The organism is Yinghuangia sp. YIM S10712 (assembly GCF_051388935.1).
GTDB lineage: Bacteria > Actinomycetota > Actinomycetes > Streptomycetales > Streptomycetaceae > Yinghuangia.
The window spans coordinates 263,043-274,953 of record NZ_JBPKBI010000009.1; the positions used below are offsets into that span (position 1 = coordinate 263,043).

11 protein-coding genes are annotated in these 11,911 nt (G+C 70.9%); 6 read left to right on the forward strand and 5 right to left on the reverse strand.

The window, feature by feature from the left end; all coding sequences use genetic code 11:
- Nucleotides 1–17 precede the first annotated feature (17 nt).
- A complete protein-coding gene (locus ACRX5W_RS20170) occupies nucleotides 18–2,306 on the reverse strand; it encodes a terpene synthase family protein (protein WP_436789605.1) in 2,289 nt (762 codons plus the stop codon).
- A gap of 183 nt (nucleotides 2,307–2,489) precedes the next feature.
- Here ACRX5W_RS20170 and ACRX5W_RS20175 point away from each other — a divergent pair, with 183 nt between their 5' ends.
- The gene (locus tag ACRX5W_RS20175) at nucleotides 2,490–3,278 is read left to right on the forward strand and encodes a helical backbone metal receptor (protein ID WP_436789606.1); all 789 of its coding nucleotides are present in this window, start codon (nucleotides 2,490–2,492) and stop codon (nucleotides 3,276–3,278) included.
- Between the two features lie 65 nt (nucleotides 3,279–3,343).
- Here ACRX5W_RS20175 and ACRX5W_RS20180 read toward each other — a convergent pair whose 3' ends face one another.
- From ACRX5W_RS20180 to ACRX5W_RS20190, 3 genes are read right to left on the reverse strand one after another with little or no spacing between them, the layout of a single operon-like run.
- Complete coding sequence (locus ACRX5W_RS20180; protein WP_436789607.1) at nucleotides 3,344–4,198, reverse strand: ABC transporter permease subunit; 855 nt, start codon at nucleotides 4,196–4,198, stop codon at nucleotides 3,344–3,346.
- On the reverse strand, nucleotides 4,195–5,793 hold the full coding sequence (locus ACRX5W_RS20185) for an ABC transporter permease subunit (protein ID WP_436789608.1): 1,599 nt from the start codon (nucleotides 5,791–5,793) through the stop codon (nucleotides 4,195–4,197). The genes ACRX5W_RS20180 and ACRX5W_RS20185 overlap by 4 nt, the downstream gene beginning before the upstream one ends.
- Nucleotides 5,790–6,725, reverse strand: coding sequence for an ABC transporter ATP-binding protein (locus tag ACRX5W_RS20190; RefSeq protein ID WP_436789609.1), 936 nt, complete (start codon nucleotides 6,723–6,725; stop codon nucleotides 5,790–5,792). Before ACRX5W_RS20190 ends, ACRX5W_RS20185 begins: the two co-directional genes overlap by 4 nt.
- A gap of 348 nt (nucleotides 6,726–7,073) precedes the next feature.
- On the opposite strand from ACRX5W_RS20190, the gene ACRX5W_RS20195 reads away from it, so the two are divergent.
- Nucleotides 7,074–8,318: a sensor histidine kinase gene (locus tag ACRX5W_RS20195; RefSeq protein WP_436789610.1), complete on the forward strand. Its 1,245-nt coding sequence runs from the start codon at nucleotides 7,074–7,076 to the stop codon at nucleotides 8,316–8,318.
- Complete coding sequence (locus ACRX5W_RS20200; protein WP_436789611.1) at nucleotides 8,315–8,998, forward strand: response regulator; 684 nt, start codon at nucleotides 8,315–8,317, stop codon at nucleotides 8,996–8,998. Before ACRX5W_RS20195 ends, ACRX5W_RS20200 begins: the two co-directional genes overlap by 4 nt.
- Here the strand turns inward: ACRX5W_RS20200 and ACRX5W_RS20205 are convergent.
- Nucleotides 8,995–9,876 (reverse strand): SDR family NAD(P)-dependent oxidoreductase, encoded by an 882-nt coding sequence (locus ACRX5W_RS20205; protein WP_436789612.1) that lies wholly within the window; start codon nucleotides 9,874–9,876, stop codon nucleotides 8,995–8,997. The two genes, ACRX5W_RS20200 and ACRX5W_RS20205, sit on opposite strands and share 4 nt — an antisense overlap.
- A gap of 119 nt (nucleotides 9,877–9,995) precedes the next feature.
- Between ACRX5W_RS20205 and ACRX5W_RS20210 the strand changes: the two genes are divergently transcribed.
- The 3 genes from ACRX5W_RS20210 (at nucleotide 9,996) to ACRX5W_RS20220 (ending at nucleotide 11,850) form a co-directional block, all read left to right on the forward strand.
- A complete protein-coding gene (locus tag ACRX5W_RS20210) occupies nucleotides 9,996–10,634 on the forward strand; it encodes a TetR/AcrR family transcriptional regulator (protein ID WP_436789613.1) in 639 nt (212 codons plus the stop codon).
- A gap of 96 nt (nucleotides 10,635–10,730) precedes the next feature.
- Entirely contained in the window at nucleotides 10,731–10,994 is a 264-nt protein-coding gene (locus tag ACRX5W_RS20215) for a hypothetical protein (RefSeq protein WP_436789614.1), read from the forward strand.
- Between the two features lie 292 nt (nucleotides 10,995–11,286).
- Nucleotides 11,287–11,850 carry an SRPBCC family protein gene (locus tag ACRX5W_RS20220; RefSeq protein WP_436789615.1) on the forward strand — a complete coding sequence of 188 codons (564 nt, stop codon included), beginning with the start codon at nucleotides 11,287–11,289 and terminating at the stop codon, nucleotides 11,848–11,850.
- Nucleotides 11,851–11,911 lie beyond the last annotated feature (61 nt).

The window sequence follows — 11,911 nt, forward strand, 5'->3', positions numbered from 1 at the left end:
GGCCGCAGATTTCGCCGTCAGCGCGCCGGCGCGCGCTTGAGGACGTCGTGGACGTGCGCGGACGACGTCCCCGTGCCGGAGAGCTGCGGGACGGCGAACGACGGAAGCGGTGGTTTGACCGGTGACACCGGCGGGGCCGACCACGACGAGGGTGTCCGTGGGACGGCGGCCGTGTCGCGGGAGAAGTTGCGGCGCAGCGTGGCCTCGTCGTAGCGCTGCACCCCCCGGTGCCAGTTGAGGATGCCGGCGAGCCAGTTGCGGAGGTCGTCGACGTACGCCTCAAGGCTCCGTCGGCCTTCCGGTCCGATCGCGAAGTCTTCGCACAGTACCGGGAGTTCGTGGTCCACCACATGCTGGAACTGGCTCAGCCGCCGGTGCATCAGGTCGGCGACGATCCGAACCGCGGTCGGGTGGTCGCAGTCGAAGAAGCGCTCGACGACAAGGACCGAGTTGTGGATCTCGCCCTCGTATTCGATCTCCTTCTGGTACGAGAACAGGTCGTTCAGAAGGCACGCGAAATCGGCGGCCGAGTTCTCCAGCGACCGCACCGGGCCGCTGCGGAACACCTCGTCGGGCAGGCCCGCGCCGTGCGCGAGGCGGCACAGGCTCATGGTGAGGTCCGAGCCGAAGGTCCGGCGGCGCATCTCGATGTAGTCGACCGGGTCCGGGGCCTGCTGCTTCGCGAGGTTGGCGACCTCCCACACCATGCCGTCGAGCATCGAGGTGATCGACTGGCGGTGCGCTCGCCGCACCTCGTCGGAGACGGAACCGGTCGTACGCCCCCACAGGTCGGCGAGCCCCCGCTCCATCGGCGTGGTCGCCGGCGGCGCGGGCGTGCCGTCCACCGGCATCTGGGCGGCGAGGCGGTCGGCGCACACCTTGGCGCCGAGCACGTCGCCGATGCGTCCGTAGACCGCCGGGAAGTAGTCGTCCACGTAGGTGCCCCACGTGAGCCAGCAGGCCGACAGCGCCAGTTCCTCGGGTGTCGCGTCGGGATCGAGGCCCGCCGAGCACAGCGCGAAGTCGAAGCCGCGCAGCATCTCCTCGGTCCACACGTCGGTGCCCGCGGCAGCGGCCCCGGGGCCGATCATGCCCATCGCGCGCGCCCAGTCGACCGAGAGTTCGCGCGCGTCCTCCGCGTGCGGGCTGAGCGCGAGCGGGAACGGCATCTCGATCTCGGGCACGACCGACGGACCCACCGGACGCGGCGTGTGCAGGCGCCGCCGCGCGCGCGTGAGCGTCGCGGCGATGTTCGCCGCCGACATGCCGATGCCCGACGGCGCGAACGGGAAGGGCAGGCCACCCCCCGTGTTCGCGCGTTCGTTCATGTAGCGGCTGGACCGCATGTGCCACTCGTGGCCGCCCGACTGCCAGTCCTGGAGGCCCTTGGCGTACGCCAGGACATCGGCGGCGCCCCGCGCGTCGATGCCGTGCTCGGCGAACAGCGGGGCCAGTTCGGTGAAGACGGTGTCCTCGAACTGGTGAAGGCGCGAGGTGAGCAGGTTGTTGACGGCATCGGCGGCCTCCTGCGTCCCGCAGCCGAAGAACGTCTCCAACACCAGGACGCCGTTGCTGAGTTCCCCCTCCTCCTCGGTCTCGCGCTGGTACGAGAACAGATCGTTGCGCAGATGCACCGCGTCCGCGAACGTCTCGCGCAGCACCCGCAGCGGACGCGACTCGGCGACACGAGGCGGCACTTCGGCGCCGACCGCGTATTCGACGAGGTTCGCCGACCACGGCGCGCCGCCGACCTTGCGGCGCATCTCGATGTATTCGACCGGGTTCGGGATCCGGCCGGCATTGATGTTCGACAGCTCCCACAGCGACTCGTCGAGCAGGTTCTTCGTGTGCTCCGCGAACCGCTCGCGCCATTCGCGGGACATCGAGGGCACGGTACGCGCCCACAGGTCCGCGAGACCGGCCTCGACCGGATTGGTGGACTCGGGAACGCCCGCCGTCATGTCGACGGGCATGAACAGCGGCAGCCGGTCCAGGTACGCCTTGCCGCCCTTGCGGTCCTGCGTGCGCTTGAACACCTCCAGGAAGTGGTCGTCGAAAAAGAAGACCCACGTGTACCAGTCGGTCACGAGGGCCAACTTCTCGGCGTCGCAGTCGGGATGTGTGTAGGAGCACAGCAGCGCGTAGTCGTGCGCGTCCAGGTCCGCCCCGGTCCAGACGCCCGACCCCTCCAACATCCCCATCTCGCGCGCCCATTCCTTCGTGTGCGTGCGCGCCGCTTCGAGATGCGGATTGAGCCGCGCCGGATAAGGCATGTAGAAATCCGGCAGTTCGAAAGGCTGTGCCACGTAACCCCCTTGGCGTTTTTCCCGATTCACCCCATCAGGACGCTAAGGCACTACCCAGGCGAATCTGCCGCTATCCGGCGACAGGAACAGTCGGATGAACGCCAGGTGTCGGAAACCGCGGAATCATCGGATGCGAAAATTCCACGGCAGCAGCAAAGTGACGCCTTGTGAACAGGAGAACGGATGGACGAGCAGATTTCCGACCGCTTCGAAACCACCGACGATCTCGGCCTGCCCGTTCTCGTCCCCCCGGAAGTACGCCGGGTCGTGTCCCTCGTGCCGTCGCTCACCGAGGCCGTCGCCGCCACCCGGCCCGGCCTGCTCGTCGGCGCGACCGACTGGTGCAGCCACCCCGCCGACCTGGACGTCGTCCGCGTACGCGGCACCAAGAACCCTGACATCGACGCCATCACCGCACTCGCCCCCGACCTCGTGATCGCCAACGAGGAAGAAAACCGCGTCCCCGACCTCGACGCGCTTCGCAACGCGGGACTTCCCGTCTGGGTGACCCAAGTCCGCACGCTCACCGAGGCGTTCACATCGCTGGAGCGCATGCTCACCGTCGCGTGCCGCCTGCCGTCCCCGCCCTGGCTCGACGCCGCCCGCCGGGCCTGGGCGGACGTCGACGCCACAACGCGGCCGGGGCGCACCGCCGTGATCCCCATCTGGCGCCGCCCGTGGATGGTCGTCGGCCGCGACACATTCGCCGGCGACCTGCTGGCCAGGTTCGGCGTCACCAACATCTACGCCGAACACCCCGACCGCTACCCGAAGATCCCCCTCGACGAACTGCTGGCCGCGAAACCCGACCTGGTCGTCCTCCCCGACGAGCCGTACTACTTCACCGCCGACGACGGACCCGAAAGCTTCCCCGGCATCCGGCCCGTCCTCCTGAGCGGCCGTCACCTCACCTGGTACGGCCCGTCGTTGGCCGAGGCACCCGAGGTCATCGCAACGGCACTGGCCCCGTGAAACGGGCCGGTGCCGACCAACCCCCGCAGGCGACACGGGACTTGCCGGCCCCGATGCCCACCGGCTCACGCGTCCCGACGACACAACACGAACCCGCCGAGGACCAACGCCCCTGCCGCATACAGCGACAACACCCCGAGCCCCGGCCAAGGAGCGATCGCCAACTTGTCCAAGTCGCGCGTCGACTGGACCGCCAACCCGGCCGACGCGGGCGCGAGCCGGGTGAGCCACTCCTTCCACGCGTCGTCCGACACCAGCGACGCGGCGACGGGGAACGCGTACAGCAGCCCCAACACGCCGCCGATCGCTCCGGCCGTGTCACGGACGACGAACGCCAACCCGACACTCAGCAACGCGACCAGCATCAGATAGACCACCGACCCGAACGCGGCACGCGCCGTGGCCCCGTCCGCAAGCGACAGCGGCTCATACCCGTTGGCGCGTGTGAACCCGGCGTCCGACAACAGAACCCGGCCGACGGCCACCGACCCCGCCACGGCGAGCAGCGCGGACACCGCCGTCAGCGCCGCGACCACCGACGCCTTCGCCGCCACCACCCGCGTTCTGTCCGGCATCGCGGCCAACGTCACGCGCATCGTGCCGGTGCCGTACTCTCCCGCCACCGCGAGCACGCCGAACACCGCCACCGCGGTCTGCCCGACCCATACACCGGTCAGGCTCAGTTTCACCGTGTCCTCATGGCACAAAGAAGGAGTACGGCACTGGTCGGTGTCGACCGTCCCGACCGCCGCCGCGCCCAACACCACGGTCAACCCCGCGACCGCCAGAAGCAGCCACCAAGTGCTGTGCAGGCTCGCCGATTTCGCGAACTCCGCGCGGCACGCATGCCGGCGGGCCCGGCCCGCCTCGGCGGTGACCGACCCCGGCCGGGCCCCCGCCTGCGCCGGTCCGGCGCTCACGCGCGCCTCCGGCGCAACTGCCACACGGCCAGACCCAGCGCCACGGCCACGTACACGCACAACACCGCCAAACCCGCCCCGGCACCCTGCGGATAGCAGCCGTCCTCGGGCAGGCACGCGGACTCGACCTGCGGAAAGTCCTCGATCGTGCGCTGCACCGCGAAACCGGCCGCCGGAGTCGCCTGCACGACCAGCCGCGCCGCACCCAACGGCAACCCCGCCACCAAAATCTGCGGCAGCACCAGCAGCACGACGATCACCGTCACCGACGCCGCCGTATTCCGCACCAACGCACCGACCGCGAGCGCCAGGACGGCGACGAGTGCCAGCACCAAGGCCGTACCCAACACCGCGCGCAGCACCGAGCCGTCGGCGAGCGTCAGCTCGGGATACACCGGCGGTCTGTGGCCCTTGCCACGCAGGAGCGGCTGACTCACCACGAATGCGACCGATGCCGCCACCGCGCCCGCGACGAACGTGGTACCACCGAGCACCACGGCCTTCGCGGCCAGCACCCGGCCCCGCCGAGGACTCGCGGTGAACGTCGTGGCGATCATGCCCCTGCGGAACTCCGCCGTGATGAACAGGACGCCCAGCGCCGCCAACGGGATCAGGCCGATCACCGCGCCGGACAGGCCCTGCTGGGTGAGGTCGACGTCCGCCTCCATCGGCGCGATGTCGCCCGTCGACACGATCGTGTGCACACCGCCCGACTCCGACGACGAGTTGCCCTGGGCGTCTGTCACGCCGGCCGGGGACGTAGGGGCGTCACCATCGCCGGACGCGCCCGGCCCGCTGCCCTGCGCACCCACATCCGTCACCCGCAGTGGCCCCTCGGTACGGCCGTCGACCGAGAAATCGCGGAACGTCCCCGTCGACAGCGTGAACGTCCCGTCGACACCGGTGGAGCCGAAAGCACGCTCGAAGTTGTACGCCATCGGAGACGCCACGAACATCCCCACGTGCACGGTCTCCGGCAGGTCCGGCGCCTCCGTCGCGCCGATCTTGTCCCAACGCACACCGTCGGCGGACTCGTACGCCGTGACGACGTCGCCCGCGCGGGTCAGCCGCAGCCATCGCGGCCGATCCGGCGGCGCATCGCTGCCCGCCACATCGTGGGTGAAGTCGTACTGGAACCGCACTCCGTGACTGTGCGTCAGCAACGCCGCCGCATAAGTCGACCCCGGCAGCGTCGACGCCTTCATGATCAGCCCGGCCTTCGCCCACGGCGCGGCCGAGCCCTCGCGACCGTTGGGGCGCTGGTTCTTCTGCGCGACCAGGCTGTCGACACGCACCGTGACCGTCCCGTCGCCGGTCAACGGCTGGTGCACGAACCGGAACCCGTCACTCACCGGCCGGCCGTTCGGTCCGAGCGTCGGGCCACTCGGACCCCCGCCCTTGATCTCGCTGCCGCCCGCTGCCAACAGCGCGACCAGCACAGTCAGCACGACCGCGCCGATCAGCGCGTACCCCCAGCGCCGGACCGTGCGCAGCTTCGTCCACTCGGCATGCAGGAGCCGGCCGAACCCCGCACCCCCGCGCGCGTGCGGCGACCGGTAGCCGGAAACCGGGGGAGCGGGCACCGGGGCGCTCATCGCGATACCTCGCCGTCTTTGTTCGCGGTCTCGAACTCGGCTGCCCCACGTGTCAGTTCCATGTAGGCCTCCTCCAACGACGCACGATGTGCCGCCACTTCGGAGAACGCGATCTCGTGCGTCCCCAGGACCCGCACGACCTGCTGCGCCGGCAGCCCCGTGACGATGAGCGTGTCCCGTCCGGTCGCCGCCACGGTCGCGCCCTCATCGGTCAGCGCGGCCATCGCCTGCGTCCGCTCGGCGGTACGCACCGCCACCCGCTCCCCGGACGCTGCCGCGAGCAGCTCCGCGACACCCGTGTCCGCGATGAGCCGCCCCCGGCCGATGACGATGAGATGGTCCGCGCTGTCCTCCAGCTCGCTCATCAGGTGACTGGAGATCAACACCGTGCGTCCCTCGGCCGCCAGCGACCGCAGGAACCCGCGGATCCAGCGCACGCCCTCCGGGTCGAGCCCGTTCACCGGTTCGTCGAACACCAGCACCGGCGGGTCGCCGAGCAGCGCCGCCGCGATCCCGAGCCGCTGCCGCATGCCCAGCGAGTAACCGCCCGCGCGACGCCGGCCCGCCGAAGAGAGCCCCACCAGTTCCAGCAGTTCATCGACCCGGCGGGTCGACAGGCCGTGCGAGTACGCCAGCCACCGCAGATGGTCCCGCCCGCTGCGGCCCGGATGTACGGCGGCGGCGTCGAGCAGCGCCCCGACCTCGTACAGCGGCGTCCGCAGGGACCGGTATGCCCGCCCGCCCACGAGCGCCTGGCCATGGTCGGCGGCATCCAGGCCGAGCAGGATCCGCATCGTCGTCGACTTGCCGGCCCCGTTGGGCCCGACGAAGCCGGTGACCTGGCCCGGCCGTGCGGTGAACGACAGATCGTCCACGGCGACAGCCGGTCCGAACCGCTTGCGCAGGTCCGTGACTTCAATGGTTGCGTCCATGGCAGCGAGGCTAGGGAGCGGGCCGCCGCCCGGTCGTCACGCCGACGAGCCGTTTTCCGGCTCACGTGCCCGGGGGAGGGGAGGGGTGCGTATCCCCTACACGAGGGACGCACGGATTGCCGCGCGGGGGGACGCGAAGCGGCCGAGCGTGCGGGGACAATGGAGTCCGACCGGGGCCGCGTGGAAGTGCGGGAGCGCGGCACCGTTTCGAACACGGGTCGAACGCGTGGCGTCCACGTCATTGGGAGTGGTCGAGGACCGCGTGCGGCGTGTCCGCACCGACGTCGGTGACGCCCCTGCCACGAAAACCGCCCCGCACCACCGACGATCACGAGGTCGATGCCGGCCATGCCGTGGACACGCTGGCTCAACGAACCGCGCACGGCCGCGTACACCGCTGCCGTGCTCAGCCTGCTCGCCGTAAGCGAGACGATCGTTCGGTTCGGGGGTGACCCGGCGACTGCTCCCGATCTCGCCGATCGGACCGGATCCGCGGTCGTGGGTGGCGGCGGCAACAGCAGCGCGATCGCGGTCGCTCTCGCGCTGCTGACCACCGTGCCGCTCGCCCTGGCGCCGGTCCACTTGGCCTCGTCGACCGTGCTGGTGACCCTCGCTGCGGTCTTCTCGCTCATGCCGTTCAACGCCCTGACCCTGGCGGGCGTCGCGGCCCAGGTCGCCGTCCTGCACCAACTCGCGTGGCGCGGCTCGCCGTTCCTCGCCGCGACACCGCTGCCGGTCTTCCTCGGCTGGGCGGTGGCTTCCCTCGGGGGCGATTCCGTCTGGGAGCGGTTCGTCGCCGTGGCGCTCACCGCATCGGCGCCCGCGGCGGTCGGCTTCGCGACCGTCGGGCGCGACCGCACCTCCGCCCGCGTGCACAGCGCCGCCGCGCAGGCTGTCGCGGACAGTCTCCACGAGCACGCCGCGCGCGGCGAACGGGCCAGGATCGCCCGCGAGCTCCACGACGTCGTCGCGCACCACATCTCGATGATCAGCGTGCAGGCCGAGACCGCCCGCCTCACCACGGCCGGGCTCCCGGCCGAGGGCGCGAAGCGGCTTCTCGCCATCGGCGACACCGCACGCGCCGCCCTCACCGAGATGCGCAGACTGCTCGGCGTCCTCCGCGAGGACGCCGGAACCAGCGGTGGCCGCAGACCGCAACCCGCTCTGGAACAGCTCATCGAACTCGTCGACGATTCGCGCGACGCCGCCGGCGCCACGACCCGACTGATCGTGCAGGGCAGGGTGGTGCCGCTCGACCCGGGCATCGGCCTCACCGCGTATCGCATCGTGCAAGAGGCGCTGACCAACGCGCGACGCCACGCCCCCGGCGCCGCGGTCGACGTCGAACTGCGCTACACCCCGGGCGGGCTGCATGTGCGTATCCGCGACAATGGCCCCGGACCGGGTGCGGGCGCCCCCGGGCGGGACGGAGGAGGCGGTGTGACGCGGACGCCGGGCACCGGGCACGGCTTGGTCGGCATGCACGAGAGGGCGGCGATGGTCGGCGGCGAGCTGACCACGGGTGCCGCGCCGGGCGGCGGCTTCGTCGTCGAGGCCCGGCTGCCGATCCCCGCGACCGAGGAGCCGGTGTGATCCGTGTCGTCGTCGTGGACGACCACGAGGTGGTACGCGCCGGCTTCGCCGGACTCCTCGCCACACAGCCGGACTTCGCCGTCGTCGGCACCGCGGCCGACGGTGCCGAGGCGGTCCGCGTGTGTGCCGAGCAGACGCCCGACGTGGTGCTCATGGACGTTCGCATGCCCGGCATGGACGGCATCGAGGCAACCGGGCGCATCGCCGCGCCCGCCGCCGGGACCGGCCCGCGCATCCTCATCCTGACCACGTTCGACCTCGACGAGCACGTGTACGACGCGCTCGCCGCCGGCGCGAGCGGCTTCCTCCTCAAGGACGTCACCGCCGAACGCCTCTTCGACGCGGTCCGCGTCGTCGCCTCGGGCGAGGCGCTCCTCGCCCCCACGGTGACCCGCCGCCTGATCGGCGAGTTCGCCCGCCTCCGGGCCCGGCACCCGGACGCGGCGCCTCCGGTGGCCCTCGACAGGCTGACCCCGCGCGAGACCGAGGTGCTGCGGAGGATCGCGTCCGGTCTGTCGAACCCCGAGATCGCCGCGCGGCTGTCGGTCAGCGAGGAGACCGTGAAGACCCACGTGAGCCGCATTCTGGCCAAGCTCGCGCTGCGGGATCGCACCCAAGCGGTGGTCGCGGCGTACGAATCCGGCCTGGTGATACCGGGGTTGCGGGAGGAGGCCGGCTAGTGCCGCCGCGCCGCCTCCGAACCCGGTGCGGGAATGGCGTGTTCCGCGGCGCGGCTGACGTCCTCCCAGCGCGCCCACGTCTCCATGCGCCGCCGCGAGATGTCGAAGGCCAGGTCGTAGACCATGCCGCCCAGCAGCAGGCGCAGCGGCGGTTCGTCGCTGTCGACCAGCTTCATCAGCGCGACGGCCGCCAACTCCGGTGCGCTGTCCACTGATCCGTCGGCCCACATCTTCTCCAGTTCGGCGCGCAGCGGCGCGTACGCTTCGATCGGTGTCGTGCTGCGCATGGCGGTGTAGAGGTCGGTCCAGTAGCCGCCGGGCTGGACGATGCTCACCTTGACGCCGAACTGCGCGGCCTCCAGGGCGAGTGCCTCGCTCATGCCCTCAAGCGCGAACTTGCTTGCCGTGTACATCCCGGACAGCGGGAAGCCGCCCAGGCCGCCGATGCTCGATATCTGCACGATGTGACCCTCGCCCCGGGTGCGCAGATGCGGCATCACCGCCTGGCTCACCCACAGCGCGCCGAAGAAGTTCGTCTCCATCTGGGCACGCGCCTCGGCTTCGGTGAATTCCTCGATCATGCCCATCGACAGGGTTCCGGCGTTGTTGACGACGATGTCGAGCCGCCCGAAATGCCCGACGGCCGCGTCGACCGCGCGGAAGACCGCGGCCCGGTCGGTCACGTCGAGGGTGAGCGGCAGTACCCGGTCGCGACCGTGCGTGTCGGCCAGGTGTTCGAGTGCCTCGCGGCTCCGCGCTGCGGCTGCGACCTTGTCGCCGGCGGCGAGCGCTGCCTCGGCGAAGGCCCGTCCGAGCCCGCGGCTGGCACCGGTGACGAACCAAACGCGCGGGGTGCCGGGTGTGGCCGGGGTACGCATGAAGGCTTCTCCTCTCAAGACGAGACGTTGCGTCTCGTTCTGTGGCAACCACTGTGGCCGCCGGCCGACTCATTGTCAAGACGCAACGTCTCGTCTCACGAATTGCTACGGTGGTCGCCATGCAGAAACAGAGCCCCAACGCCGCACGCCGCAGCGAGGCGTCCCGCCGGGCGATCCTGACCGCGGCGTTCGACCTCGTCGGCGAGGTCGGCTACGCGAAGCTCAGCATCGAGGCGATCGCCGCCCGCGCCGGCGTCGGCAAGCAGACGATCTACCGGTGGTGGCCGTCGAAGGGTGCGGTGCTGTTCGAGGCCTTCCTGGCGCTCAGCGAGGGCCCCGAGGGGGAGGCGGTTCCGGACGCGGCCCTCCCGGACACCGGCGACCTCGAAGCCGATCTCAAGACCGTGCTCAGGGCCACCGTCGAGGAATTCAACAACCCGCGCATCGACCTGCCGACACGCGCCCTGACCGGCGAGATCCTGCACGACACGGAGCTCGCCGCCGCGTACGCGGACCGGCTGCACGCACCGGTCCACGAACTGAAGCGCCGACGGCTGCGTGCGGCACAGGAGGCCGGCGAGCTCTCGGCCGACGTCGACCTGGACGCCGCGGTCGACATGATCTGGGCACCGGTCTTCCAGCGGTGGCTGCTGCGCACCGGCCCGTTGACGGCGGAATACGCCGATCGGGTTGTCGAGACGGCATTGGCCGGACTGCGCCCGCGACCTGCCGAAAAGCGTCCCGTGTCGGCGGATTGACTGCGGAGCGTAATCGGTCGGGAGGCGAACCGTGAGCGTCGGTGCCACAGTGAGGAAGAGCCCAGCCCCGTGGGCTCCCCCCAAGGAGGAACCACCATGGCCAAGCAGAAGGCCAAGCCGCACATGAACAAGAGCCCGATGTTCTCGGACGCCGCCCAGACCGGCGACGAGGCCCGCGCGCAGAACCGCTCCGCCCAGGACCGGGCGTCGTCGCAGGACCGCTCGCCCGCGGCGAACTCCGCGCACGAGTCCGGCACCATCGTCGCCGAGCACGACGACGCGCAGGCCGCTCGCGCGAAGAGCAGCCGCAAGCAGCCCCAGCGTGCCGCCGAGACCGGCCCCCGGGCTCGCCGCCGCTGACCCCGGCCGCACGGGACCCCGGCCCGCCCCACGTGGGCGGACCGGGGTCCTCGCCGTTCCCGGGCCGCGTCCCTCCCCGCGCCCCTCCCCGCTTCGCCTGACCGCGCAATGTGCGCATGTCGCTCATCCGGGTACGCGTTGGAGTGCGGGGAGATCAATTCGCAGCGATGGAAGGTTCACGAATGACGACCCANCTCCCCGCTTCGCCTGACCGCGCAATGTGCGCATGTCGCTCATCCGGGTACGCGTTGGAGTGCGGGGAGATCAATTCGCAGCGATGGAAGGTTCACGAATGACGACCCACGAACGCGCGGTCGAGGTGGCCGCGTCGCAGGACACGGTCTTCCACTTGTTGTCCGACCCTCGGAACCTCCCCGAGTTCTTCGGAATGATCACGAATGTCTTCGCGCACGGCCCCGACTCGGTGACGCTGACCGCCGTCGACCGCAACGGCCGTACGCACGCGTCGGTGCTGCGCTGCTTCGCCGACGGCGACGAGATGCACGTCGACTGGGAGCTCGATCACCCCCGCACGCGTGGTGAGGTGTCGGTCACTCCGGGGCCGGACCTCGAAGGCTGGAACCACTGCATCGTGCGGGCGGTCGTCGACGACGGGCCGTGGGTTGATCTGCCCGCCGAAGCCGGCGTCCACCGCGGTTATCACCACGCGCCCGGCCAGTTCGGCGGCACCCCCGGCCACGAAGGCCTCGCCCTCGGCCCGGCGACCCCCGACCCCGACGCGCCGACCACCGTCGTCGACCCGGAAAGGGGCACGGCGCTGGTCCCGGGGGAAACGCTGGAAAGGGCTCTGGCTCTCCTGCGCGACCACCTCGCCGATGTCGCTCACCGCACCTAATGGGACTCATCGGGTCGTGAGTGAGACTCGATGGGTGGCCGCCGGCATGTGAGCACTGCCA

Coding starts and splice junctions, on each gene's coding strand:
- ACRX5W_RS20175 (WP_436789606.1), top strand. CDS start 2,490: ATGGACGAGCAGATTTCCGACCGCTTCGAAACCACCGACGATCTCGGC.
- ACRX5W_RS20185 (WP_436789608.1), bottom strand. CDS start 5,793: ATGAGCGCCCCGGTGCCCGCTCCCCCGGTTTCCGGCTACCGGTCGCCG.
- ACRX5W_RS20190 (WP_436789609.1), bottom strand. CDS start 6,725: ATGGACGCAACCATTGAAGTCACGGACCTGCGCAAGCGGTTCGGACCG.
- ACRX5W_RS20195 (WP_436789610.1), top strand. CDS start 7,074: ATGCCGTGGACACGCTGGCTCAACGAACCGCGCACGGCCGCGTACACC.
- ACRX5W_RS20205 (WP_436789612.1), bottom strand. CDS start 9,876: ATGCGTACCCCGGCCACACCCGGCACCCCGCGCGTTTGGTTCGTCACC.
- ACRX5W_RS20210 (WP_436789613.1), top strand. CDS start 9,996: ATGCAGAAACAGAGCCCCAACGCCGCACGCCGCAGCGAGGCGTCCCGC.
- ACRX5W_RS20215 (WP_436789614.1), top strand. CDS start 10,731: ATGGCCAAGCAGAAGGCCAAGCCGCACATGAACAAGAGCCCGATGTTC.
- ACRX5W_RS20220 (WP_436789615.1), top strand. CDS start 11,287: ATGACGACCCACGAACGCGCGGTCGAGGTGGCCGCGTCGCAGGACACG.